The 25,195-nt window shown below is 51.5% G+C and carries 25 protein-coding genes; 12 read left to right on the forward strand and 13 right to left on the reverse strand.

The genetic code is table 11. From position 1 onward, the window contains the following. Positions 1-93: 93 nt before the first annotated feature. From FCL42_RS02340 to FCL42_RS02360, 5 genes are all read left to right on the forward strand, one after another. Positions 94-861, forward strand: a complete 768-nt coding sequence (locus FCL42_RS02340) for a spermidine synthase (protein WP_136861756.1) — start codon at positions 94-96, stop codon at positions 859-861. A 137-nt stretch (positions 862-998) separates the two neighbouring features. After that, a complete protein-coding gene (locus tag FCL42_RS02345) occupies positions 999-4,709 on the forward strand; it encodes an ATP-binding protein (protein ID WP_136861757.1) in 3,711 nt (1,236 codons plus the stop codon). Then, positions 4,702-5,328: a condensin complex protein MksE gene (locus FCL42_RS02350; protein WP_136861758.1), complete on the forward strand. Its 627-nt coding sequence runs from the start codon at positions 4,702-4,704 to the stop codon at positions 5,326-5,328. The genes FCL42_RS02345 and FCL42_RS02350 overlap by 8 nt, the downstream gene beginning before the upstream one ends. Continuing rightward, positions 5,328-6,566, forward strand: a complete 1,239-nt coding sequence (locus FCL42_RS02355) for a hypothetical protein (protein WP_136861759.1) — start codon at positions 5,328-5,330, stop codon at positions 6,564-6,566. Before FCL42_RS02350 ends, FCL42_RS02355 begins: the two co-directional genes overlap by 1 nt. After that, positions 6,567-7,229 carry a DUF7281 domain-containing protein gene (locus FCL42_RS02360; protein WP_136861760.1) on the forward strand — a complete coding sequence of 221 codons (663 nt, stop codon included), beginning with the start codon at positions 6,567-6,569 and terminating at the stop codon, positions 7,227-7,229. It begins immediately after the preceding gene. 57 nt (positions 7,230-7,286) lie between these two features. Here FCL42_RS02360 and FCL42_RS02365 read toward each other — a convergent pair whose 3' ends face one another. Both FCL42_RS02365 and nhaA read right to left on the reverse strand, forming a co-directional pair. Then, positions 7,287-7,670 carry a hypothetical protein gene (locus tag FCL42_RS02365; protein WP_136861761.1) on the reverse strand — a complete coding sequence of 128 codons (384 nt, stop codon included), beginning with the start codon at positions 7,668-7,670 and terminating at the stop codon, positions 7,287-7,289. Positions 7,671-7,684: 14 nt separating this feature from the next. Further along, the gene (gene nhaA / locus FCL42_RS02370; protein WP_136861762.1) at positions 7,685-8,848 is read right to left on the reverse strand and encodes a Na+/H+ antiporter NhaA; all 1,164 of its coding nucleotides are present in this window, start codon (positions 8,846-8,848) and stop codon (positions 7,685-7,687) included. Between the two features lie 268 nt (positions 8,849-9,116). Between nhaA and FCL42_RS02375 the strand changes: the two genes are divergently transcribed. Beyond that, entirely contained in the window at positions 9,117-9,713 is a 597-nt protein-coding gene (locus FCL42_RS02375; RefSeq protein WP_205729205.1) for an MliC family protein, read from the forward strand. Here the strand turns inward: FCL42_RS02375 and FCL42_RS02380 are convergent. From FCL42_RS02380 to FCL42_RS02400, 5 genes are all read right to left on the reverse strand, one after another. Then, positions 9,698-10,336 carry a hypothetical protein gene (locus FCL42_RS02380; RefSeq protein WP_136861763.1) on the reverse strand — a complete coding sequence of 213 codons (639 nt, stop codon included), beginning with the start codon at positions 10,334-10,336 and terminating at the stop codon, positions 9,698-9,700. The genes FCL42_RS02375 and FCL42_RS02380 overlap by 16 nt on opposite strands. A 386-nt stretch (positions 10,337-10,722) precedes the next feature. Continuing rightward, positions 10,723-12,054: an anti-phage deoxyguanosine triphosphatase gene (locus tag FCL42_RS02385; protein WP_205729206.1), complete on the reverse strand. Its 1,332-nt coding sequence runs from the start codon at positions 12,052-12,054 to the stop codon at positions 10,723-10,725. 136 nt (positions 12,055-12,190) lie between these two features. Continuing rightward, on the reverse strand, positions 12,191-13,402 hold the full coding sequence (locus FCL42_RS02390) for a DUF2325 domain-containing protein (RefSeq protein WP_136861764.1): 1,212 nt from the start codon (positions 13,400-13,402) through the stop codon (positions 12,191-12,193). Between the two features lie 628 nt (positions 13,403-14,030). Next, positions 14,031-14,624 carry a 5'-deoxynucleotidase gene (gene yfbR, locus FCL42_RS02395; RefSeq protein ID WP_136861765.1) on the reverse strand — a complete coding sequence of 198 codons (594 nt, stop codon included), beginning with the start codon at positions 14,622-14,624 and terminating at the stop codon, positions 14,031-14,033. A gap of 8 nt (positions 14,625-14,632) precedes the next feature. Next, on the reverse strand, positions 14,633-15,847 hold the full coding sequence (locus FCL42_RS02400; RefSeq protein WP_136861766.1) for a pyridoxal phosphate-dependent aminotransferase: 1,215 nt from the start codon (positions 15,845-15,847) through the stop codon (positions 14,633-14,635). Positions 15,848-16,160: 313 nt separating this feature from the next. Here FCL42_RS02400 and FCL42_RS02405 point away from each other — a divergent pair, with 313 nt between their 5' ends. The 4 genes from FCL42_RS02405 to FCL42_RS02420 all read left to right on the forward strand — a co-directional run bounded on the left by FCL42_RS02405 (position 16,161) and on the right by FCL42_RS02420 (position 19,742). Then, a complete protein-coding gene (locus FCL42_RS02405; RefSeq protein WP_136861767.1) occupies positions 16,161-16,637 on the forward strand; it encodes a DUF4442 domain-containing protein in 477 nt (158 codons plus the stop codon). 189 nt (positions 16,638-16,826) lie between these two features. Continuing rightward, the gene (locus tag FCL42_RS02410) at positions 16,827-18,359 is read left to right on the forward strand and encodes a cryptochrome/photolyase family protein (protein WP_136861768.1); all 1,533 of its coding nucleotides are present in this window, start codon (positions 16,827-16,829) and stop codon (positions 18,357-18,359) included. A gap of 9 nt (positions 18,360-18,368) precedes the next feature. Continuing rightward, a complete protein-coding gene (locus FCL42_RS02415; RefSeq protein WP_136861769.1) occupies positions 18,369-19,562 on the forward strand; it encodes an FAD-binding domain-containing protein in 1,194 nt (397 codons plus the stop codon). 18 nt (positions 19,563-19,580) lie between these two features. Next, positions 19,581-19,742, forward strand: coding sequence for a DUF2256 domain-containing protein (locus FCL42_RS02420; RefSeq protein WP_136861770.1), 162 nt, complete (start codon positions 19,581-19,583; stop codon positions 19,740-19,742). A 64-nt stretch (positions 19,743-19,806) separates the two neighbouring features. Here FCL42_RS02420 and fldA read toward each other — a convergent pair whose 3' ends face one another. The 4 genes from fldA to FCL42_RS02440 all read right to left on the reverse strand — a co-directional run bounded on the left by fldA (position 19,807) and on the right by FCL42_RS02440 (position 21,913). Continuing rightward, the gene (fldA, locus tag FCL42_RS02425; protein ID WP_136861771.1) at positions 19,807-20,328 is read right to left on the reverse strand and encodes a flavodoxin FldA; all 522 of its coding nucleotides are present in this window, start codon (positions 20,326-20,328) and stop codon (positions 19,807-19,809) included. A gap of 40 nt (positions 20,329-20,368) precedes the next feature. After that, a complete protein-coding gene (ybfE, locus tag FCL42_RS02430; RefSeq protein WP_136861772.1) occupies positions 20,369-20,653 on the reverse strand; it encodes a LexA regulated protein in 285 nt (94 codons plus the stop codon). Between the two features lie 13 nt (positions 20,654-20,666). After that, the gene (locus FCL42_RS02435) at positions 20,667-20,888 is read right to left on the reverse strand and encodes a DUF2788 domain-containing protein (protein ID WP_136861773.1); all 222 of its coding nucleotides are present in this window, start codon (positions 20,886-20,888) and stop codon (positions 20,667-20,669) included. Between the two features lie 233 nt (positions 20,889-21,121). Continuing rightward, positions 21,122-21,913: an alpha/beta fold hydrolase gene (locus FCL42_RS02440; protein WP_136861774.1), complete on the reverse strand. Its 792-nt coding sequence runs from the start codon at positions 21,911-21,913 to the stop codon at positions 21,122-21,124. A 132-nt stretch (positions 21,914-22,045) separates the two neighbouring features. On the opposite strand from FCL42_RS02440, the gene seqA reads away from it, so the two are divergent. Further along, positions 22,046-22,615 (forward strand): replication initiation negative regulator SeqA, encoded by a 570-nt coding sequence (seqA, locus tag FCL42_RS02445; RefSeq protein WP_136861775.1) that lies wholly within the window; start codon positions 22,046-22,048, stop codon positions 22,613-22,615. Positions 22,616-22,817: 202 nt separating this feature from the next. Beyond that, a complete protein-coding gene (pgm, locus tag FCL42_RS02450) occupies positions 22,818-24,461 on the forward strand; it encodes a phosphoglucomutase (alpha-D-glucose-1,6-bisphosphate-dependent) (RefSeq protein ID WP_136861776.1) in 1,644 nt (547 codons plus the stop codon). 64 nt (positions 24,462-24,525) lie between these two features. Here the strand turns inward: pgm and FCL42_RS02455 are convergent, their stop codons facing one another. Together FCL42_RS02455 and FCL42_RS02460 are read right to left on the reverse strand one after the other, a co-directional pair. Beyond that, on the reverse strand, positions 24,526-24,714 hold the full coding sequence (locus FCL42_RS02455; RefSeq protein ID WP_136861777.1) for a hypothetical protein: 189 nt from the start codon (positions 24,712-24,714) through the stop codon (positions 24,526-24,528). Positions 24,715-24,749: 35 nt separating this feature from the next. Next, entirely contained in the window at positions 24,750-24,953 is a 204-nt protein-coding gene (locus tag FCL42_RS02460) for a hypothetical protein (protein ID WP_136861778.1), read from the reverse strand. Between the last annotated feature and the right edge of the window lie 242 nt (positions 24,954-25,195).

Genomic DNA, 25,195 nt, shown 5'->3' on the forward strand with positions numbered 1-25,195 from the left:
TCTTCTGTTGCTGTTTTGGGGTTGAGTGACCAAACCGGCTTATTGGATAATGCGCTCCATTTTAATGAAGTTAGAACTCCAACTAGAGGCGCCATGATCGACGATACCGTACTGTTTGAAGGGGAAGATCGCTTCGGTCCCATTCGTGTCACCGAGCAGCCAAGTTTGATGGGACCTTTGAGAGTGTTGGGGTTTGGCCCCGCCGATGAGCAGAGTCGGACCTTAGTCAAAAAGCCGTGGGTACTTCAGCACGAATACACTCAGGCGATGATGTTGTCATTGCTGTTTTGTACTCCCAAGCGCGCGTTGGTACTGGGCGTCGGGGGCGGCTGCTTGATCAGTGCGCTGGTCAAAGGAGTGAAAGGGATCAAGGTAACTGGGGTTGAACTGCGACCTTTGGTGACCGAGTTGGCCCATAAGTACTTCGGTTTGCCCCAGAGTAAGCGCATCGAATTGGTGCATCAAGATGCCCAAAGTTACCTCGATGAAGGTGGCCATAAGAAGGTGGATCTGGTGATGGCAGATATCTACGGTGCCGATGCGGTGGCTGAAGATCAGTTGAAAACGGACTTTGTTACTCAAGCCGCCGCTCAACTTAAAAGCAGTGGCGTACTGGTTCTCAACTGCTGGGCGGAACACCAACGTCATCCACAATTGATGGCAGCACTGGCGATCCACTTCGTGGATTGTCGCGGTGCCCTGTTAAGCAGTGGAAATTACGTCATCATAGCCAGCAAGGTTGAGGATACTCAAAGCGGCAAGCAGCTAAGAGAAAAGCTGTCCAAAATCAGCGATGTTTTGGAGGTGAACTTAGGCCACTGCTTAAGTCGACTTGAAGCCTTTGACCCGCAAAGTTTCTAAAACTGATCAAAACTGAATCAGTTGCATCTTTTTTCCCTGTGCCATTGGGCGTTTGGCGTGGTTTGCAGTTGTTTACCCTCCTACGCCTAAGGTAATCTACAGGGTTCTAACCATCCCGCATTTTTTAAGGTAGCCCTATGTCCGAACAGGCGTATCGACTGCGTCGTATCATCATCATCGACAGTTTCTGGAAAGGCAGAGTAAACGAAATCGTCTTTGATGGTCACACCCAGTTGGAGGGCACCAACGGCGCCGGTAAAACCTCGCTGATGCGTTTGTTGCCGCTGTTCTATGGCATGCGTCCCGGTGACATTGTCAGTAAGGTGGATCAAGCGAAAAACTTCGTTGATTACTATCTGCCGCGAGAGTCGAGCATGCTGGTGTATGAGTATGAGCGAGTGGACGCTTACCAACAGCAGACCTGCTGTATGGTCGCCAGTAGCACCACCGGTCGTACCATTCAGTACAAGCTTATCGATGCGCCGTATCAGCAGGATCACTTTATTGGCAGCGATCACCGCCCTTACAAGATGGCGGAGATTGAGCGCAACTACGGCCGCAACTGTTTTAAATCCAACTACCTTAATGTCGCCAAATACCGTCAGGTCATTCAGAACCTGAGGGAAGGGCGGACCAGCAGTGACGTGCGCGAACTGCAAAGGCGTTTCGCATTCAGCCAAAACCCGATGCCCCATGTGGATCGGGTGATCAACGGCACCATCGAAAAGAACCTTGATTTCGATGCGGTGAAGAAGATGCTGGTGGCCATCACCGCCGATTACCTGGCGCGGGGTCAGGGCGGCGACCATCGCGAGCCGATGCAGCTCAATAAAGATGAGATCGGCAGCTGGCTTTCGGACATTCAGGCCAGCCGCGAAGTGCATGGCATTGCGGAAAAAATTGCTCGCTGGCAGCGAGAGTTCACCGAACTGGAACAGCATCTGGTGCAACTGAGTCATCTGCTGGCGCTACTGAAAACTCAGCAAGTGGCACTCGATGATCAGCAGCAGCAGCAAGATGCCGCCATCAAGGTCATTCGAGCCAATTTGAAACAGCTCAAGACCGATTTTAATCTGCACCGTGATGAGTTGCAGGAGCAATTGACGCTGGCCAAAGACGATTTGAAGGCCAAGCAGCAAGAGTGCGATCGTCTGGACGACCAAAAGGCCGATTTCGATGAGGACGATGCCGCCTCTTATCAGCTTAAAGCCGATGAGAAACAGCGCTTTACCGCAGAGCTTCAAGACGTTGAGCAGATTCTTGCTAGCCTAGAAGGCGACGTGGCCAAGATTGCCGATAAGTATCGCGACTTGCTGCACAAAACCGAACTGCAACTGTCCAAAGGCGAAGGCGAGATCAACGCTCAGTTGTCGAGCATTCGAGAGAAAGCCAGTGAACGTTTGAGCGAGATTGATGCTAAGTATCAGCAGCAGCGCCGCCAACTGGAACAAAGCCAGGATAATCGCGCGCTGGAGCTGAAAGAGCAACTGATGACCGAGCAGCATAAGCTTAAGGTCAACAGCGATGCCCGAGCTAACCCTCAATCCGATCCAGAGCTGGAACAGGCTCTGCAGCGCTCCTCTCAGCAGCTTGCCGAAGCTCAGTCTCAGCGCAATCAGCACCTGATGGCGCTCAACCAGATTGCCAAACATCTGAGTGACCTTGAGCGTCAGCGAGATCATCAGCTGTCAACCCGAGCCAGTGAGCACAAGCGGTTACAGGAGCTACAAGCCCAGCGAGACACCCTGTCACTGCAACTGAACCCCAAGCCAGGCTCGCTTCAGCAGTTCTTGACTGAGCAAGCTGGCGTGGATAACTGGAAACAGACCATCGGATGCTTGTTGTCACCGCAGCAGTTAGCGCGTACTGACTTGAACCCAAGTTGGAGCGGCGAAGGGCTGGATAGCCTGTATGGGGTGCGACTTGATTTGGCGCCGCTGCAGCACAACAATCCGTTGGCTCGAAATGAAGCCCAATTGCAGGAGCAGCTGGCGGAACTTGATCAACAGGTCGAAGCCTGTCAGCAGCTTAACGAGCAGCAAGACCAACTGCTTAAAGAGATGGGCAATACCATCGCCGAACAGCAGCAGAAGCAGTCGAGCGCACAACAGCAGGAGGGACGTTTTGCCAGTCAAATCGACCAACTGCAACAGCAGTTGGAGCGTCAACAGCGTCTGCGCGACGACAGCGTGAAACAGAAGCTGGCGGAGCTGGATCAGGAAGCGCAGCAGCTGCGCAAGCGCATCGAGCAACTGCAACATCAGCAGACAGAGCAAGCGGAGCAAGCCCAAGAGCAGCAGCATGAGCTGCACAATCTATCGATGGAAGCTCGAGCAGACGTCGAAACCGATCGTGACAGTCAGATGGACACGCTGCGTGAGCAACTGCTTACTCTTCAGGAAACCTGCTCAGAGCGCCGCCGCGACTATAAACGTCAGCAAAAACAAGCGCTAGAGCAGGTGGATCCCGATGGCGAAATTGAACGTCGCCACCAGCAGCGTAAAGCGTTAAACGCCAAGCTACTTCGCTGTACCGAATTCCAGCAGAAAGCCAATGACTACCGCTTCTTCATTGAGCAGCAGTTTTGCCATCGAGAACAGTTGGGTCAGCAGCTTATGGATCTGCAGCAGCAGGTGTCTCAGTTGGACAACGCCCAGAGCAAACTCAAAGCGGATTTTGATGCCGATTATGGCAAGCAAGATAACGAACTGGGCAAACTGAAAGAGAAGCTGGAGCGCACCGTTGAGTTGCTGGAGCATCTGGCTCGAGCGGCGGCCAGCTGTGACGCTTTAGAGCTGGAAGCGGCCATCGACCCTCAGTTGCCAGAATATCAGGCTCAGCTGTTGCCGGAATTCGTTAAGCAAAATCAGCAGAAATTTAGCCAGTTGGAGAAGAGTCTCAATCGCGAGATCAACAATTTCTCTAGCACGTTACGCACTAAGCATGGCAAGAGTAGCCTGTATGAGTCCTGGGTGAAGTTGGTTGCGGATAACGATCACTATCAGGGCAGCGAGGCGGTGCTTAAGTACCGCGATCCCATTGGCGATCTGCTGGCCAGTGCCGGTCAGCTTAAGGCGTCAACGAGCCTATTGATTCAGACCAATGCCCAGATGATCAATGAGTTCTATCAGCATCTGGAGAACTTTGATCGCCGCATTAAGGGCGTTGGGCGCCGGCTGTCTGAGCGCGTCACCGCCTTGGCTCAGTTTGAAGCCTTCGCCGAGATCAGCGTTGGTACCGTCACCAAGCTGGATCAGCTCGAATACTGGAGCCCTCTGAAAAGCTTCTCCGAGCGCTATGAGATGTGCAAAGACAAACTGCAAGACATCAACAGTGACATCCCTGAAGAGCTTATTGAGGCGATGCAGTCACTGGCTCGGGTGCTGCCTTCGGAAGGGGTACAGCTGGAGCACAATGACCTGTTTGATTTGGAGTTTGTGATTACCGAGAAGGGGCAAGTGAAGCGGGCGCGCAATGCCAGACAGTTGAAAAAGGTCAGCTCCACCGGGTTGTCCTACCTGGCGATGCTATCGCTGTTTGCCGGGTTGTTGGCGATGCTTCGTGGTGACAGCAAGTACCCAAGTTCCATCATCTTACCGGTGGATGAGTTGGGTGAATTAGCGGCGGAGAACATTAAGTTGCTGCTGACCATGTTTGATGACAACGCCATTCAGATTTTGTCGGCGTCACCGGCCACGGATCGTCAGGTACTGGCGCTGTATCGAAACCACTACAAGCTCAAAGACAGTAAGATCTATCAGGCGTACGTGCCGATGTCGAAACTGGAGCAGTTGATGGCGGCTCGGGCCGAGGCCAAACACAATCAAGAGGCAGCTTCCCATGTTTAAGCACACCGTTGAAAAGCTCCTGGCAGGGGAAGTGATCTGCCAAACCGCATTTAATGATGAGTTTGAGTACCTACAACTGGAGGCCAATCGAGCTCGAGTGGATGAGTTTCTGCAGCAGCTTGAGCGCAGCCTGACTCACTTTGAAACCGCCGACGCTTTTTACTGCACCTACAACAGCGTTGATGATAGCAACCGAAAGAAGATAAGCGAGCTGTTCAGCAGCATGCGCAGCCATTTTCGCCCTCTGGTGGAGTGGCTAGATATGTTACTCCAAGCCACCGGCAGCGATGCTCCGCTGCGGGCGAAAGACAGCATCAAGTTTACCTCGCTGCTGGAAGCCTTTGAGCATGACCAAACTTTGGCTGAGCAGCTGCGCCGCCTTACCAATATGGTGCCGTTTAAAACCACCAAGGTGGAGCTGCGAGATCAGTTGGGCACCGTGTTTCAGCGTCTGGAGGAGATGGGGTACTTGGTACGTCATGCTCAAGGCAGCAACAGCTATTACGCCACGGCGCGCTTTGACCTTATCTATCTGCTCATTGAGTTCTTAAACGACAGTGAAAAGCTGGAGCTACCGGAAGTGCAGCCGGAAGATCCTCAAGCGGAGCTGCTGCTGTAATGGGGCTGTACGACCGCGACCAAGTTGCCAAGCTGCTAAGGCAGATTGGTCAAGCCGATGAGCTGCTGAGCGCCGCCTATGTGGATGGCAGCATCAGCAGCCGCAGTGACAACGACAGTCAGCTTCGAGCCTTGCACAAGGCAAAACTGCTGCGGCCAGAGGAGGAGCTGGGAGATTATCGGCTGACCTCGGATCTTAAGCGCCTACTCAATAAGTTACTGCGTCATCAAAGCAGCTATCGCCAGCTTACCGACATGGGTAAGGTGATGGATGCCCTTGAAGATGCAGGTCGAGACTATGAAGAGTCCTACAAAGCAGAGCAGTGGGACGACGCCGAGCACTACCTCGACCAGTTTGACGACTTGGCTTATGAGGCCAGAGACAGCCTCAACACCAGCTTGGATAACATGCATTACGCTATCTCTAGCCAGTTTGGTTTTGTGGCCACCTTGAATGCCAAGGTGCGCGAAAACGAAAAAGCCTTGGCCTATGCGCAAAAGCTGCTCAATGAGCTGCAGCAGATTGAACCGGAGATCTGCTATGACTGGATCTTCGATGCGGCACCCACGGAGTTTGCGCGCAAGGTGACTGGCTTTGTGCGCTGGTATCGAGACGCCCTAAAGCGCTTGGCCCACGTGATCGACAAGATGCGTCAAAGCTTGTTCCGGTTGCGTCGTCAGGTGAAACAAGCCAACCAGCTTAAAGGAATGGCGCGGTTTCTGCGTCAGCACCCTGAGTATCAGCTCAGCGAGGAGCTGCCTTTCAGTGACAACCTTCCCCAAGCCTTAAAGTTGTCACCGCCACTGACCACCGCTGGACACCCTGATGTGCGCAGCAGTGCCCAAGAGGAATCTCTGGTTGCTATCGTTCAGCACCTTCGTAAGCTCAGTCAGGCCGCTCCTGAAGCTCGAGGCCGCGACGGCGTCGAGGTGGAATCCGAGGCGCTGGAGATTTTGGGCTACATCAGCGACTGGGCCTTGGATGAGGTGGAGCGCTATTTTGAACAGGCGCTAGAGACCCCTCTGAGTGCCTTGGCATTTTGGCAGCAGCAACAGAGCCGTTGGCTGGAACAAGGCTGGGAGCTGCCGCCACAAGCCTGGATTGAGCTGGTGTTTGGTTACTACTGCAGCTTGAGTATCGATTTGCAGCGCAGCCTAGATCTCGAGCTGGAAGAGGCGCTGGTGGATGGCACCAACAACAACTTCACCTACAGCAACATTACCGTGGGATTTCGCTAAGTGAGCATACAGCCTGAGACTCGCATTGATTGGGCCAACACCCACAACAATGAGAAAGAGGGCGATCAGGCGGTGCGTAAATACTGGCTTCAGTGCCGAGCCATAGGCGAGCTTAAACTCAATGGCGAGCAGCTCCCAAAGCTGCCGAAAGGCAGTGCAGGCTTGTTGCTGGATTGGCGTGAAATCCACTCCATTGAGCACCCTGTGGTTGTGATGGTGGAAAACCTCAGCGTCATGGCTGCCCTTGAGCAGATTCATTGGCCTCAAAGTTTGCAACACGCTCTGTTTGTGTTCCGGGGCGATGCTCGGGATGTGCAAACGTCGTCGGCCTATCATTTTTGCAGGCAGCTAAAGTGTCCCGTTGTCGCCTTCGCTGATTTTGACCCTAAAGGCGTTGAGATTGCCTTAACCTGTGGCGCCGCGATGGCGCTGCTTCCTAAGCGCGAATTGTGGGATCAGATCTGCCATCCAGATTGGCAGTCGTTGATCGGACCTGAAGTCCGGTGGCAGGACCAAGAGCAATCTCGGCAGGCGCTCGCGGACCGAGCCCATAAGCCGGAGTGGGTTGATGAGGCGTTGAGGGTGATGGGAAAGCATGGCCGGACTCGAACTCAAGAGCATCTGATTGCCCATCAAGTTCCGCTGGAGTTACTGCCGTTATAAAAATAACCCCGAAGCTGAGATTCGCTCCGGGGTTGTTTCGGTTTGCCCTGTTGCTGATCACTTGTTTTGGCAGGAGAGCAGCTCAGACAGCGCTTGCGATAGTTCCTCTTGTGAGGTAATCACGCCTTCGGCGGCCAAATCATCCAATGCCAGCACCATCTGATCTCGCTCCGGTGCCTTATGCAAGCATAGGGCGTCGTTTGCCTGCTTAAAGCGCTTACCACTGCGGTACTTTAGCGCGCGATCACTGATGCTGTCGGTGGACAGGGTTGTCGATTGCTGAAGGTTCATTAGCGCCAGCGCGCCATCCACGGTGCCTTCAAGATAGCTTAAACACTCCTGACTGCGGGGGGCCTCTTGGCACTGAGCAAGGTTAATGTCGTTGGCCATCGCCGGTGCGCAGGTTACGGCTGCGATCACTAAGGGCATGATTTTTTTCATGGTTATCTCCGTGTTTACGATTTTATGGTCGACTTCAGCACCAGATAGCCACCGATGGCGGATAGGGCTGACCCTAAAAGAATGCCAAGGCGTGACAGGTCACCGTAGTTCATGACTCCCGCTTCAAAGGCCAGTGACGCCACGAACATCGCCATAGTAAATCCGATGCCGCACAGCAGTGAGACACCAAACAGCTGAGTCCAGCCGATGCCCTGTGGCATTTTGGCCAGTTTCAGTTTCACGGCGATGTAACTAAAGCCCATGATTCCCAGTGGTTTACCCAGCAGCAGGCCCAGAGCAATGCCCAAAGGTAGCGGCGAGAATACGTCGCTTAAGGACAGGCCTTCGAAGCTGACTCCGGCGTTAGCAAAGGCGAAAATCGGCAGAATCATAAAAGTGCTCCACGGGTGCAGAGCGTGCTCTAGATGCTCACTTGGGCAGTGGCCACCTTCGTCTTTGGTCAGTGGTATGGTAAATGCCAAGACTACGCCCGCCAGAGTGGCATGCACGCCGGATTTTAATACCGCAACCCACAGCACCAGACCGACGAGCATATAAGGCATCAGGCTGCGCACGCCGCTGCGGTTTAAAATGAGCAGAGCAACAATGGCAACACTGGCGACCAGCATACTGGTGATGGACAGCGAGCCACTGTAGAACAGGGCAATAATGATGATCGCCAGCAGGTCATCGATGATGGCCAGAGCCAAAAGGAATACCTTCAATGCCACGGGCACTCGGCTTCCCAGCAGCGCCAGTACCCCTAAGGCGAAGGCGATGTCTGTGGCAGCTGGAATGGCCCAGCCGTTGGCAGCAGTGCCATTGGAGGCGTTGAAGGCCAAAAATATTAATGCGGGCACCATCATACCGCCGATGGCGGCAATGGTTGGCAGCGCCGCTTGGCTGGGGCTAGACAGTGTGCCCAATAGCAGTTCCCGCTTGACCTCCAGACCGATGAGGAGGAAGAAGAATGCCATCAACAGATCGTTGATCCACAGCAGCATCGGCTTGTGCAGATCCAACTCACCCACCCGAATTTGAACCGGGGTGTTCAGGAAGGCGTCATAGAAAACATCCAGCGATGAGTTGGCCATTGCCATCGCAAGGGCCACCATCACCATCAAGATGATGCCGCCTGAGGACTGTTGGTTAAGGAAGTTTTTTATGACGGTTTTCATGTAGTTGCTCCAATTAATCGTGGATGCAGTGTAAGGGTACCTAATGTTTCTGGATAATCGTTTCTACAGCCTTTGTAGCTCGGAATTACCGAGTTTAAGCGGTGTTTGCTTGGATAATTCCTAAAATTGTATAAAAGGTTATCTTACTGTACTGCTTAAAAAAGTGATGAGCTAATCATCGGTAATAATGACGTCAGAAGTTATAGTGCACACAGTAATGGTCAATCTCGCTAGAATGGTGACAGCGACAAGTTTCGAAGGTCTCACTATGAAAATGACACCCCTTTCTCTATTTGCTTTGTGGAATCTCTTTGGTATCGGCACTGCGATGGCTACGCCCTCTTATGATTGCTCCAAAGCCCAAGGGCAGGTGGAGGAGCGTATCTGTGAAGATACTCGGCTTCAGGAGTTGGATAACAAACTCCATTATGCGTATCGCTCAGCATTGGCCATGACAACGGCAGAGTCGCGTTGGTATTTGCGAGCCTATCAACGGGGATGGATTAAGGGACGAAATGCGTGCTGGAAGAGCAGCGACCTGAATCAATGCATCGAAGCCAATTACCGCACGCGGATCTCAGAGCTTGAGGTGCAAGGCCAATTGGTGAAGCCTGACCAAGAGGTTCGCTACCTTTGTGGCGAGCAGAGTCTACAGGTGGCCTTTTATAACGACACTGAGCTATCTTTGGCGGTTATTCAAGGGCTGTCTACATCAACGGAGCCGGTTTACGCCTTTATTGACCCCAGCGCTTCAGGGGCCAAATACCAAGGGCAAAATCTGGTGTTCTGGACCAAAGCCGATGAAGCACTGCTGAGTCAATATGGTCAGCAAGATCAGCAATGTCGAGTTCAATCGTTAGAGTGAACTTGAATGTGTTTGCTGTTGTAATCTGCAGGGCCAAGGGAGACAACCACTTCTCTGGCCTCCTCTAGGGTGTTGGCGTAGCCTTTCCAGGTTGGGCGATCCAACTCTTCGCCATCCAGTACATAGATTGAGTAGCCATCCTCTTCGTTGCCTCGGATAAAGGGCAAATCCCACCACTCAATGGTTTGCATAGGTGGGCGCAGAGACACCGCACAATAGAAGAAGTCAGCTGGCAAATGCGGATTAATTAAGTAGCCGTCATCATCATATTGTGAAAATGGCGAGTGTTGGTTTTGATAGCGCCAGCCAACGTGAACCACAGAGACCTTACTTAATTGATCTAAGCAGTTGGCACATAGACACACAAATTCAATGCTGTCACTTGATACCGTGTCTTTTACGGCTTGAGTATGCAGCGCCTTAAAACTGGTGAAGGCCACGTTGTTGTCAGAGTCAAAGTCGCTGGTTCCGTATTGTTGAGAAAACAGAGATTGCAGTTGGCTTTCGGCAATTTCAGTTAACGCTACAGGCCAAAGGCGTGCTTTTTCAGATGTGATCAGTACTGGCTTACCTGCATGAAGGCATTCCAGGCAGATCATCTCATTATCATGGGAGTCAAACATCGCTTCTAACGCCCCTTAAGTCCTTGTGCCCACTAAGCTTAATTCGGGCACTTTGATGTAACCCCAGCTAGCCGAGCAGCGAATTAACATCACAATATTCGGTTACCGAATAATGTGACAGGGAAACGCCTCTTAGCCAAGGTGTAACAGTTAGAAACAATATTATAAGCCCAGCTAAATAGGGTGGTTTGTTAAGCAGATCTCAGATTGTTCCTCTATTTACTATTACTTATCAGTGTATTGATTATTTTATTGGCCAAATTACTGGTGGATCTGTTGTTTTGATAATCTTGGCCCGATTTACTTCGATAACCCCAAGTTATCGAGGTGTCGGAGACAGTTCCGCTTAAGTTGGCCAAATGAGAGAGCTGCATCAGGTCAGTGGCTTAAAACGGCGAGTGCAGCTCGGATAGGCTGCCCATCTGTGAAGTAAATAGGTTTTGGTGCAGACGAGCCGCAAAGGCATCGGTCATGCCGGAGATGTAGTCGGCGATGATGCGGTGGCCGTTTCCAATCTGTTGCGCCTGTTGCCAGCGCTGCTGAGTCGCTCGGGGAAGCAGCCGCAAAGGATCGGACTCAAAAGCTTCAAACAGCTCCATCACTATCTGTTGCCCCTTGTATTCCAATATCTGCACCTCTGGTTTTCGAATGACGAACTCAAACACAAAGTGCTTGAGAATACTTAGGCAGCGCTCGTAGGAGGGCTCCATAACGGCATTGTATTTCAGCAATGGCGATTCGAAGGCGTCGTTGTCAGCGATGTGAGTGTGGGTTACAAAGGCGTTGACCAAAGTGCCGATGGCATCTTTTCTCAAGTGGTGCTCATCGCTAAACAGTTTTGCTCCAATCTCATCAATCTGATCAGCCAGGTAGCAGCCGTCAATACCACTGATGGGGACTGCGACCTGCTCCTGCCAGTGACTCTTGCTGACGATGCCCATGACAATGGCGTCTTCCAGATCATGAACTGAATAGGCGATGTCGTCAGCCAGCTCCATGATGGCGCAATCCAGCGAATGGTGGAGGCTGCGTCGTTGATTCTTCGAGTTGGTTCCTGTGGTTTTCAGCCGCTGTTTGTCAGAGTCGCTAAAGGGGGCCAGAACCCACTCTAGGGTGTCGGCATCGTCGTCGAAAATTCCTTTGGGTGGCAGCCATTGTTCAGCTTGAAGCTGGCGGAAATTGGCCAGAGGCGTCTTAGGTGAGTCCTCTTGCAGCTCACTGAAGAGCATTGGGTATTTAATCAAACCTAAGAGTGTGCGCCGAGTTAGGTTCATACCATGGTGGCGGGTATAGGGCTCCAGCCGAGTGAGGATGCGAAACGTTTGGCCATTACCCTCAAATCCACCGTGATCACGCATCATGTAGTTAAGAGCCACTTCACCACCATGGCCATACGGGGGGTGGCCCAGATCATGGGCCAGACACAGGGATTCAATTAGGTTGTCGTCGCCAATCACTTCGATAAGTGCCGGGTGGTTTTGTTTTAGCCGTGCGGCGATTCCGGTGCCAATTTGAGCGGCTTCTAGGGAGTGAGTGAGGCGAGTCCGGTAGAAATCATGCATGCCGACCCCCAATACTTGGGTTTTTGCTTGCAGTCGCCGAAAGGCGGCCGAATGCATGATACGCGCTTTGTCACGCTGCATCGGTTTGCGTTGATCATTGTGTCTTGGCTGCTGTTCGGCCAATTGCCTAGCGAGCCATTGGGGATCGTTCAACATGGTCACTCACTCCGGAGGGTTTTAGACAGTGTTGAGTAGGATGGGGCGAAGGGTCAAGTAAAATCCCCGATAGCTCAGGGAGTTCTCTATCAAATGGTCAATAGGAGGCCAATTGGGCCTCCCGATGGTTTGGGTGTTAACCGGCGTTGACGATTTTGATCTCTTGCCCAGAATTGGGATTGGCAGCCACTTTCTCAGCCATAGAGTTGATGGCCATGGCAAAGCTAGAAAGGCCTGAGTTTGGCAAGAACAGATATGGCTTGTCGTTGGCTTTACAGAAACGCTTGAGACGGTAGTAGGCGTCGTGGCTGACACAGTCAGTGGCGCAGACGATCACATCGGCGGCGTTTAGCATAGACTCTAAGCGTTTACGGCTGTCCTCTTTGCCACCATCGTGGTGACTAAACTCTCCATTACAGCGGTTTACCAGCTCTTTGTAACTGCCGGTCATCTTGTGCTGGCCACCAACACAAAGTACTTTTCGACCATTGAAGTCGGGGTTTTTGTGACAGTCTTGATTGTCGCACCCTTCACAGCTGTCGGATCTTGGCATCATCAGTTGTTCGAGGGCGGTCATCTGCTCAGACTGTTGCTGCAATTGGGCGGTGAGTTTTTCCACTCGACGCTCGCTGAGCTTGTATTGTTGACGCCAGTCGCTGCCTTCGACAATCAAGGCTTGCTTGGGCTGTTGATTGCCGGCATGACGCAGAGAGTGGTTTTCACGTTTTAAGGTGGCGTTATCCGCTTGTAGCTGCTCCAGTTGCTGCTGTAACTGATGAATCTGCTGCTCTTTATTGGCGGCTGACTTTAAGTGTTTTTTCTCCTGCTCTTCAAGCCTTTTTGTCAGCAGTTTCACCTCATCTTGTGAGTCGGCTAGGCGCTTTAGATCAGCACGCTGTCCGGCTCCAATCTGGTGTGACAGCATGTGAACTTCTTCATAGAGGTGTTCTTGAAGCTGGTAGCTGGAGTGGGGGTGACATAGGGCGGCCCAAAAGGCTTCGGCCACCTTGCCTTGTTGTAGGTGCTCCTTCCACAGCGCCATTACCGCATCGTCACTTTTCGCTTTGGAAAAGCGCTTGATGGCTGCGGCGTACTTTTTGTCTAGGTGCTTTTGCAAGGCCAGAGCAATGCGATTCTTATTGCTACAGTGACTCACCATGTAGGTGTGTAGCCAGTAATCTCCCTCTCGAGCGATCTCTTTGTCGCCCAGCTTAGCCGCCAGTTGTCGAATCTCTGTCGGCATCAGACAGGTGCCGATAATTGGGCAGTGGAAACGGGCTGGCAAGTGCCATAACTTGCTTTTCGAGATAGAGGTAGAAACCCTTGGGGTTGGGATGAGATCGCACATAGATAACTCCTTGCTTCAGAGCTTAGTGTATGACGAAGAATTCAATTGTCAATGAGAATTATTATCAACAAGTGATAATGTGTGCTATTTAGGTTGCGGTTTCATGGCCGTTGTTAGGAAGCAGTGCGAGCAAGAAAAAAGCCCCACACTAATGGTGGGGCAATCATGGCTGGGTCAATCAGGATCAGCTACAGGTGCGAAGGTGTGTGATTACCGCTGATCCGTCGGTAATCGCCATGACTGAATGGTATGGGTTCAATCATGGGCATAGCGATGACTCATCCTTAAGTGCGTCCCTCCTTGGTTGCTTAGCGAAGTGATGTTTCCATAAGCGGTGATGAGCTGGGATGTGGATCGCCGTAAACGGAAGGTGTTGGGCAATTCAAACTCATCATGTTGCCTGGTGGAGATAATCACTATCGCCTTGATGATTTTTAGTATAATTCACCATCATGGTGGCGATAGTTCGATTTGTTATATGATTACCCAATGATATTAAAGCGAATTATGGTCATTTGTTCGTCAGTGACGGGAGTTTGACGGGCTAGCAATCCATGAGCTTAAGGAAGGTTATAAGAGCAACCCAAAGGCCGTAGTGACGACAGGCACGGCCATTAGGCTAGTAAAGCTAGTTGTGAGGGGTGGTAATTAAGTGGTCAACACTGCAATCGCTGTCTTCCCCAAACCAGCGGTGAAGGGTATCGATTTCTGGGAATCTCTGGCACAGATCGTCAACGGCCGTTTCCATGCGAGACAAAGCATCGCCAAACTCAACCTGATTACCAAAGGCGACTTCGAGTTTGCATTTGAGGTAAGCGGAGTAAATATCGCATGCTTTTACTAACTCCTGCTCGATGCCGCCAGGGCTAAACGCCTCCTCAATGGCACTGCGCAGGGGTTCTGGTGCCGTCAGTAAGATCCGTTGTTCGGCAATTTTTTCAAGCTGCTTAAACTCTTGATAGAGGGTATTGTTAGCTCGCTTTACTGGGGTAACCACATCACCAGTGATGGTTTCTGACATGTCATGCAACAGGGCGTGAGACAACATTTTACTCAAGTCGATATCACGGCCGTTGAGCTCGGCGGTTTTTCCCACTAAGAAAGTAAGAATCCCTACGATGGCGGAGTGCTCTAGCACCGACTCCGGTTGCATGGAGTACATTAGGCTCCAGCGTTTTAAGAGGCGCTGTCGTAGCGCCAGATTCAGAAATTTGTGGCTCATGAACTCTCCTACTGGCGATAGCGGCTTAAAAAGGCTTCGAATTTGTCCATCGCTCGGTCGAGATCTTCGATGTGGGGCAAAAACACAAACCGCAGGTGGTCAGGCTCTGGCCAGTTAAAGGCAGTGCCTTGTACTAGCAGAATTTTTTCCTGCATCAGAAGATCCAGTACCAGCTTTTCATCGTCAATAAGATTAAAGCGTTTCACGTCCAATTTCGGGAAGGCATACATGGCGCCTTTAGGCATGGCACAGCTAACCCCGTCGATGGCATTGAGACGGTCAACCACTAGATTACGCTGCTCCAGCAATCGTCCTCCAGGCAGAATCAGCTCGTTGATGCTCTGATAGCCCCCCAGTGCGGTTTGAATCGCATGCTGAACCGGTACATTGGCACAAAGGCGCATGGAGGCCAGCATCTCCAGCCCTTCGATGTAGTTTTTGGCTCGGCCGCGATCGCCGCTTAGCATCATCCACCCGGCGCGAAAACCTGCCGCACGGTAGGTCTTTGATAGCCCGTTGAAAGTGATAATAAATAGGTCGTCAGCCAAGGTGCAGGTTGGGATATGCTCGGCGCCATCGTAGAGGATTTTGTCGTAGATCTCGTCAGAGAACACCACTAAGTTGTGTTCACGGGCGATCTGCAGTAGGCCCTCCAGCACCGCTTTGCTGTATACCGCACCGGTTGGGTTATTGGGGTTGATCAGCACCAGAGCTTTGGTGCGAGGGGTGATCTTGGCGCGAATGTCGTCCAGATCTGGGAACCAGTCTGCTTGCTCATCACAGCGATAGTGGCGGGCAGTGCCTCCGGCCAGATGTACCGCGGCGGTCCAAAGTGGGTAATCGGGAGCTGGAACCAGAACTTCATCACCATTGTTCAACAGACCCTGCATCGCCATGACGATGAGCTCTGATACGCCGTTGCCGATGTACACATCATCAACGTCAATATCGTGAATGCCCAACTGCTGATAGTACTGAACCACCGCTTTACGGGCTGAGAAAAGCCCTCTGGAATCGCAGTAGCCCTGGCTTTCTGGAAGGTTGTGGATCACATCCCGCACAATTTCGTCAGGGGCTTCAAAGCCAAATGGCGCAGGGTTGCCGATGTTCAGTTTGAGTACTCGGTGGCCTTCATCTTCCAGGCGTTTGGCTTCTCGAGCCACTGGCCCACGGATGTCGTAGCAAACGCTACTGAGTTTGTCGGATTTAAGAATTGCGTGCATGGCCGCGAATACCTCTGCGGGGCAAAAGTGAGCAACAAGGAATCTCGATTGTACGGTCAAATTCAGCCTAAGGATAGCGAAATATACTGTCTTTCAAAGTGTCGAAAAATAAGGTTTTTCAGCGAATGATTGATGTCTTTTGTGATTTTGGTAGTGCATTAAACTGCTTTGGCGTGGGGTTTAGGTAACTTGGGGAGCCAATTGTTGGTGCTGCAGGGAATGACACTATAATAAGAAGGTTATTCAAAGGTGACTTTCTTGTCACGCTTAGGTATAAATGGCCGAAAATTAGAAGGTATGACCAGTTTTTATTATGGCAATTCCCGTATCTGCGACCTTTGCGCGCCGCATCATGAACCTTTGGCCACCATTGCTGTTCAGCAGCATTCGAATTGAAAAGTTGGCGAAAGACTACAGCTACTGCAGAGTGTCCCTGAAAGAGCGACCTTGGAACCGCAATGTCAACAAAAGCCATTACGGCGGTAGCCTATTCTCCATGACCGATCCGTTCTACGCTCTGTTATTGATGGGTAAGCTAGGCAGAGGCTATCGAGTGTGGGACAAATCAGCCGACATCGAATTTGTGAAGCCAGGTAAAGGCAAGTTGACGGCGGAGTTTATCTTGACCACCGAAATGGTTTCCAAAGTGCTTGAAGCCACTGAAAACGGCGCTAAATATCTACCTAAGTTTGTGGTGGAAGTGAAGGATGCTAAAGGCGATGTAGTGTGCCGTCTCACCCGGGAGCTCTACATTCGACGAGTGTTTGCTAAACACAAGCAGGCTGCCTAAGCGCGAATTTAGCGTTGCATCAGGTTCGACCCCCTCGGCCTAGTGAACCAAGACGTTGTTATCAAAGATAAACTGAACCTAAAAGAGGCGCCCCAACCGGGCGTCTTTTTTGTTTGGACCCATTCTGAAGTGCGGGCCGTAGTGTTAGTGGATAAACACTAAGTCAGTCGCATTAGCGTGAGGTTAGTCATGGCAAATATTGTGGTGGTGCTTGGGGATCAACTGTCGTTGAATCTGCCCAGTTTACAAGCGGCCAACCCCCAGCAAGATCTGGTGGTGATGGCGGAGTTGGCGGAAGAGGCCAGCTACGTCGCCCATCACAAACAGAAGCTGGCTTTCCTGTTTTCCGCCATGCGCCACTTTGCCGAAGAGCTGCGCAGTGTAGGGTGGCGGGTGAGCTACTATCGGTTGGACCCAGACTGCCCACACTCCGATTTTCAATCTTTGCTACAACAGGTGGTCACTGAAGAGGAGGGCGAGCGCCTGTTGGTGACTCGGTGTGGCGAATGGCGACTGCAACAGCAGATAAACCGCTGGGCCCAGGTGCTTGGCATTGATGTTGAGCAGTTTGAGGATAGCCGATTCTTCTGTTCACTTTCGGAATTCCAGCAGTGGGCCAAGGGGCGAAAGCAGCTCAGGCTGGAGTATTTCTATCGTTACATGCGCCGCCAAACCGGGCTGTTGATGGAGCCTAGCGACAAGCCGGTGGGAGGCAAGTGGAATTTCGATGCGGACAATCGCAAAAAGTACGACGCCAAAGTGGGCATTCCTGAGCTGCCGGTGATCGAAAAAGACCGCATTACCGAGGATGTGTTGGCGCTGGTTGAGTGTCATTTTAGGGATAACCCAGGCCAACTCGACCACTGGTGGTTGCCAGTAACTCGGCGCGATGCAGAGCTGTGGTTCGATGCATTTTTAGAGAGCCGCTTGGCTCACTTTGGTCGCTACCAAGACGCCATGGTCACCGATGAGCCTTTTATGTTTCATGGCATGGTGTCGGCGCTCATTAACGTGGGATTGCTAGATCCCATGATGGTATGCCAAAAAGCGCAGTGGGCTTACCACCGCGGCGAGGCACCATTGAATGCCGTTGAAGGCTTTATTCGTCAAATACTGGGGTGGCGGGAGTACGTACGTGGTTTGTACTGGTTGTGGATGCCTGAGTATGGTGATCTGAATGCGCTGGAAGCCAATCAGCCTTTGCCTGCGCTGTTTTGGGGAAAGCCCACTAAAATGCACTGCTTAAGCCAGTCCATCGGACAAACCCTTGAATATGGTTATGCCCATCACATTCAGCGGCTGATGGTGATTGGGAATTTCGCGTTGATGGTGGGGGTCAGCCCCAAGCTGGTCTGCGATTGGTATTTGGCGGTGTACGTGGATGCGTTTGAGTGGGTTGAACTGCCCAACACCCTCGGCATGGCGCTTCACGGGGATGGGGGGCGCATGGCTAGCAAGCCCTATGCTGCGTCAGGCCGTTATATCAATAAGCAGTCTGATTATTGTAAGTCCTGCTCCTACCAGGTTGAATTGGCCGTAGGCGATAAAGCCTGCCCCTTTAATTCACTCTATTGGCACTTTATGGATAAACATCGGCAGCGCTTGCAGCAAAATCCGCGCATCGGTGTGATCTATCGCAGCTTCGATGGACGAGATGAGTCCGAGCGCCAAGGCATTTTAAGTAGAGCTGCCACCATCATTGCCAACCCAGATGAGTTTTAAGGGGGAGAGATGAAACCATCATTAGCTTGGCCTCCATGTCGAACCGATGCGTTGCAGCGGCTGCAGGCGTTTGTTCCTAAAAGTGGCCGTTCCTACGCGGCGCTGCGTAATTATGTGCCGGAATATCAGCAGCTTCAGAGCAATGAGTCCGTAAAACCTAGCCCAGTGTCGAGGCTCTCTCCTTACCTAAGACATCGAATCTTGCTTGAACATGAGGTGGCCTTGGCGGTGCTTAACGCCCATGGTCCGAGTCAAGGGCAGAAGTTTCTTCAAGAGCTGCTGTGGCGAAGCTATTGGAAAGGTTATCTGCAGCAGCGGCCTCAAATCTGGCGAGATTATCTTACGGGCTGCGAGCACGCCCAAAGGGGCTTGAACCTTGAGCAGGGGGAGCTCTATCGCCGAGCGGTTCAAGCTCAGACGGGCCTTACCTGTTTTGATGCTTGGGCCAGTGAGCTCATTCAGAGTGGATACCTTCATAACCACGCTCGGATGTGGTTTGCCAGCATCTGGATTTTCACCCTCAGATTGCCATGGCAGCTGGGAGCACAGTTTTTTTTGGATCATCTGCTGGATGGTTGCCCGGCGTCCAATACCCTATCATGGCGCTGGGTTGCGGGACTGCATACTCAAGGAAAGCACTATGTGGCTCGGGCGGATAACATCGCGAAATACACCGACGGGCGGTTTGCTCCCTATGGGGAGTTAAATGAACGGGCTCAAGCGCTGCCTCTGGATAAGGCTTACCAGAGCGAACCAGTGACGTTTGCGCTATCTGAGCCTGTGTCTGGAGGGAAAGATAACGAGGCGCTACTGTTAGTGACCGAGGATGATCTCTATCTGCAGGAATTCCCGCTACCTTGGCACCAGATCGGCGAGGTGGTGCTGGTGAGAAGCGACTGGTCTCGGTTGTCAGCGCCTGTAGCCGAATTTAAAGCTTCGGCTTTTGAAGGCGGCGCAACACATTTGTCGCGGCAACTGGGTAGGCCGGTTGAAGTGATTGATGCCAATCAACTGACGCAGAAGATCATAGCTACCGGCTCCAATCGAGTCATTCACTGCCAACAAGGAGTTGGTCCAGCGCTTGATGGAGTGGGCGCGCCCCTGTCGCAGTTGCAGCAACATGGGGTTGAGATAATAGGGCAGTGGCGAGACTGGGATCGTGTTCTTTGGCTTTTGGAAAAAGGCGCAGCCCAGACTGGCTGAATTGGGGGCGAGATAGGGGTGAAAGGATTTAAGGAGAGTTTACCTATAAAAACCTGCCCAGTCTGCCAGCGACCGTTTCAGTGGCGTAAGCGCTGGCAACGAGTGTGGGATGAGGTGAAGTATTGCTCCAAGCGTTGTCAGAGGGAGCGCAGGCGGCAATCAGAAATCAAACAGGCATAAAAAAATCCAGCGTCGAGATGCTGGATTTTTTGTATTGGCGTTACGAATAACGGGAGTTATGCCCTTAGCCAAGCTCGGCTAGGCACATCTCTTCGTAAATCTGCTTAACCCAAGCGTCTACGCGGGCTTCGGTCAGCTCTGGTTGACGGTCTTCGTCGATGCCAAGGCCGACGAAGGTGTTTTCATCAACAAGCGCTTTGGACGCTTCGAATTCAAAGCCTTCGGTGCTGGTGTGACCAACAATGATGCCACCACGGTCGCGAACGATGTCACCCACCATGCCCATGGCGTCCAGGAAATACTCGGCGTAATCTTCCTGGTCACCACAACCAAAGATTGCTACTAGGCGATCAGTAAAATCGATCTGCTCCAGCTCAGGGAAGAAGTCATCCCAGTCGCATTGAGCTTCGCCGTAGTACCAAGTTGGGATACCGAACAGTAGCAGGCTAAACTCTTCAATCTCCTCTTTGGAGCTTTTGGCGATGTCTTTTACATCACAGAGTCCACCCAGTTTCTTCTGGATCATCTTGGCGACGGCTTCAGTGTTACCTGTGTCGCTTCCGAAAAACAGACCTACGCTTGCCATTTTCTTACCTATCTTTGGGTCAATTACTTGCCTAACGAAGTTAGGCCTTACCAATGCTGTCTAACTGTTCCATCAAGATGGACTCTATAAGGTGGCTGCGGCTGATGCCATTAGCAGCAGCGTGCTCATTTAGCGCATTATAGAGTGTGTCAGAAACTTTAAGTTCAATTCGCTTTAGCCCCAGGGTGCGGTCACGCTGAATTTGATTGCGCTTATTGACTCGCAGCTGCTCTTTACGAGGCAGGGGATTGCTTCTTGGCCTGCCACGACGTTTCTCAGTCGCAAACAGATCCATAGTGGTTCTATCTGTTTTTTCTACTGCCATGCGCTGGTGCTACTTAACCTACCCCGGCTCCTTCCCACACCAATTGAATCACCCCTTTGGCGATAAAACCGGCGCAGCCTAAAAAGAGCACAAGCCAAACAATGTACCGACCAAATTTGGGCACATTGCCTTTATTTAAGACGTCCCGGATCGACATCCCGATCAGAAAAAATACTGCAGCAAAAAATAGGTTTAAACCAACCGCTTCGAGCTGAGCTACATCACTGACTATCATCTGCTTACCATCCTGGTTCAACCGGCGGGCTACTATATCACAGCAGCAAGCCCTGAGTAATGGTTTTCATCTCTGTTATACCTCGCCGGCGCGATATTTGATCACTTAGGGAGGCAGTCCGTCATGATTCACCCGTTAAGCAGTTAGTGAACCTTGCCCGTCATGCAGATCGTCAATGTTGATAGCGTGGCATTATGCTGCATGAGTTTTAAATGAGAATCAATATCAAATAATTACTGGGTTGCTGTTAATAGATGACGACTGAAAAAGCTCACGCAGTGACGGTTAAAGATCTGCGGTTGCTCTGCGTGTAGCCAGTGGCCAGTATTTGGGATAACGCGGGCTTTGGCGTTGGGGAAACGCGCCTCCACATCGAGTCGGTGTTCTGCGGTCAGGTAATCGGAACGCTCACCTTTAATGAACTGAACTGGGCCAGTGTAAGGAGCACGAAAAGGAACCGCGCCAAGAATATCCCAATAGTGTTTAATCACTTGAGCGCTGTCCATTAACCAGCGGGGCTCGGTTTCATCTGGGTGAGTGCGGAAGTTTTTTAGCAAAAATCCGGCGGTGGCCAGATCGATGCCTTCATCGGTCAGTACCTGCTTAGCCTGCTGACGGTTTGCTGGTGGTTGAGCGTTCATTCGTTCAAATGCCCGCAAAATATTTTGGTGACGTTCCACCTTGTAGGCGCTGGGGGCGATGTCGGCCACGATCAGCGCACTGACGCGTTCTGGATAGGCAAGCGCGTAAGTCATGGCGACTTTACCGCCCAAAGAGTGTCCCAGCATGGCGATGCATTCTAATTGAAGGTGCGCCCGAGTCAGTTCAACAAGTTGAGCCATGTCAGCCAGTTGCATCGATTGGCTCATGGGCGATAGACCATGGTTTGGCAGGTCACAGCGGATCACCTGAAATCCGGCTTCCAGTAAGGCATTGCCGACACCGGCGAGGTTGTCTTTGTTCCCAAAAAGGCCGTGGAGTAGGAAGATGGCAGGGCCTTGACCCTCAACAGAGAAATCTAGCATTGACGTGGTCCATGTCGGTTTTGACGGCGATTGTGCAAGGCTGAGTAGCAAAATGCAAACCGAGCCGTAGCCTCAGGCTTTGGCCTGTGGTTATAATGCCCCTTGATATCCACCCCGGCGATCGGAAAGCCTATGAAATACATCGAAATCGACGACGAACTGTACAGCTACATTGCAAGCAATACCCAGCAGATTGGTGAGAGCGCTTCAGATATTTTGCGCCGCTTGTTAAAACTGCCTACTGATGCCATCGCGGTAGAAAAGCCGAAGACCATCAGTGAGCCAAGCTTAGAGTCCTGTTCTAACGTTGAGGTCGATGAGGCTGAACCAGAGAAAGTGGAAGTGCGTTCTCGCATTGCTGAGTCTGGTCAATTTAGTGAGCTGTTAGAGGATCCGATGTTGGCCCAGCAAAAAGGCGCGGTAGGTCGTTTCCTGTATCTGCTTGATGCCCTGTATCGTCAACAGCCCCAAGCCTTTGCCCAAGTTTTGGAGATCCGTGGTCGAGATCGCCTCTATTTTGCCTTGAGCAAAGAGGAGCTTCTCAAAGCCAGTAAAACCGCCAACCCGAAACAGATTGGCCTAAGTGATTACTGGGTGACCTCCAACAACAATACCGCCAAAAAGCGCAACTTACTCAAAGAAGCTGCGGTGAAGTTAGGGTGCTCCGAAGAGCTTGCTGTGGAAGTCGCAGATCGCATCTGAGGCACGGCTACTTAATTTAGATATAAAATAAGCCATCAATGTGATGGCTTATTTTTATTTTACTGATTAACTATTTATACCGATTCTATGAGGAGCTTTGTCATTGGTTAGCTGAAAGGCTAATGGCAAGAACATAAGACCCTCGACGCAATTGGTGTTATACCTCTGTGTATTGGCAAGGACGCGAAAGGTAGGAATTGATATGGCATTACACCCAAGAGCAGGCCGGCCTGCTACGCCGTCTGATGTAGTAGACATCAGCCATCTTATTAGCTGCTATTACACCGATAAACCCAATTCAAAGCAGCCGTCCGAACGAGTGAGCTTTGGTACCTCTGGCCATCGTGGCAGCGCATTTAATCGCGCCTTCAATGAGCAGCATATACTCGCCATCACCCAAGCCACTGTGGACTACCGTAACCAACAAGGTTTCGAAGGCCCAATGTTTGTGGGGTTTGACACCCATGCGTTAAGCCAGTGCGCGTTCAGTTCGGTGCTGCAGGTGCTTGCCGCAAACGGCATCCAAGTTCGAGTTCAGCAAGAGCGGGGCTTTGTGGCCACGCCGGTGATCTCCCACGCCATTTTGGACCATAACCGCCAGTCCCAAGCGTTAGCGGACGGCTTGATTTTAACTCCGTCCCACAACCCTCCTCAAGATGGCGGTATAAAGTACAACCCGCCCCATGGGGGGCCGGCAGATGTGGACGCGACCGACTTTATTGCAGAGCGTGCCAATGCCTACCTTCAGGACAACTTGGCTGGAGTGCAACAGGTAAGCCTTGCGGTGGCCATGGCAACCGGTTTAGTTGAGCAGGTTGATATGATTGGCACCTACGTGGAGCACCTCGGTGAGGTGGTTGATTTTGAGGCGATTGCTCAATCCGGCATCCGTATTGGAGCGGATCCTTTGGGTGGCTCAGGCGTGCACACCTGGGAGCGCATTGCTAAGTGTTATGGCATCAACTTAACCGTGGTTAATCCCTGGGTGGACCCTGCGTTTGCCTTCATGCCTTTGGATAAAGATGGCAAGATTCGCATGGATTGCTCGTCACCATCGGCCATGAGCAACCTATTGAAGATTAAAGACGACTTTGATATCTGCGTGGCCAATGATCCAGACTTTGATCGTCATGGTATTGTGTGCCGAGATGGCGGTTTGATGAACCCAAATCACTACTTGGCTGTTGCTATCGATTATCTGCTGGCTCATCGACCAAAGTGGTCCTCCGAACTGCCAGTGGGTAAGACTTTGGTATCAAGCGCCATCATCGATAAGGTGGTGGCCAAGCATCAGCGCACTCTGTTTGAAGTGCCTGTGGGCTTTAAGTGGTTCGTGTCAGGCCTGCATCAAGGACAGCTTGCCTTTGGCGGTGAAGAGAGTGCCGGAGCCAGCTTTTTGGATAAGCAGGGCCAAGCGTTCTCGACGGACAAAGATGGCTTTATCTTAGCGCTTCTGGCGGCAGAAATTCAGGCGGTTACGGGAGAGTCCCCAGCCAGCCACTACCGTAAGCTTGAGGCCCAGTTTGGTCAGGCGTTCTATCGTCGCATCGATGCTCCAGCCGATAACGAACAGAAAGCCAAACTCAAAGCCTTATCTGCAGAGCAGGTCAGTTCCGATACTTTGGCCGGTGAAGTCATTACCGCAAAACTCACGCGCGCTCCAGGTAATAATGGTGCCATTGGCGGCCTAAAAGTGACCACGGAAAATGGTTGGTTTGCGGCTCGTCCGTCGGGTACCGAAGCGATCTATAAGATCTATGCAGAAAGCTTGAACAGTGAAGCGCATTTGGAGCTGTTGTTAGAGGACGCTCAAAGGTTGGTTTCCGAGCTGTTTAGTGCTGATTAGCACCTGGTTTGGTAATGGCGTTGGCAAGATATGAAAAGGGCAGCCTAGAGGCTGCCCGTCCTTTTTAGCAACTCACTCGGCAAGCTTTGTACTCGTTTTCGCAGTAGCGTTCGCTAAACTGGCCAGATTCAACGCAGGCCATGTGATTGTCGATACAGCGCCATGCGCAGCTGTCAATCGCCTTACTGGGCAAGCTGAGACCTAAACCGATGGCAAAGGCGGCAGAGGCTGCCAAGGTTGTGAATAGTTTCATGAATAAATCCTATTTATTTTAAGGTGCTTAAGTAACTATTGAGGTACGCCACAATTGTTGCGACATAGGCGATATAAGCGATCGCAATCAGAGGGATTGGCACCTGCATTCAGACAGATAATTCTTTTATCAATGCATTCAAAAATACAGATTTCATAAGGGGAGTCTGCGGCGGCATTGAAGCTGGCACCAATGGCGATGGTGATGGTGAATAGTGCGGCTTTAACTTTTGAAATCATTTGATATTCCTTGTTTAAGTCACTAATTAATATGATTTTTTACATCATTGATAAACATCGGCTCAAAGTTCGGTACTGACAAGCCCCTTTCTGTGTTCGGCGTGGTGAGTAAATCTCAATTTTTTGAACCAGTTAAGAGAGGATTGCTGGGTAAGGGGATAGCTTGGCTTTATGTGGGCATGATGATTATGGGGTTGTGCACTGTTCGCCATTGGGTACTGGAGCGGCCGAAATTCCATGTA

Source organism: Ferrimonas aestuarii (assembly GCF_005116665.1).
Taxonomy (GTDB): Bacteria; Pseudomonadota; Gammaproteobacteria; order Enterobacterales; family Shewanellaceae; genus Ferrimonas; species Ferrimonas aestuarii.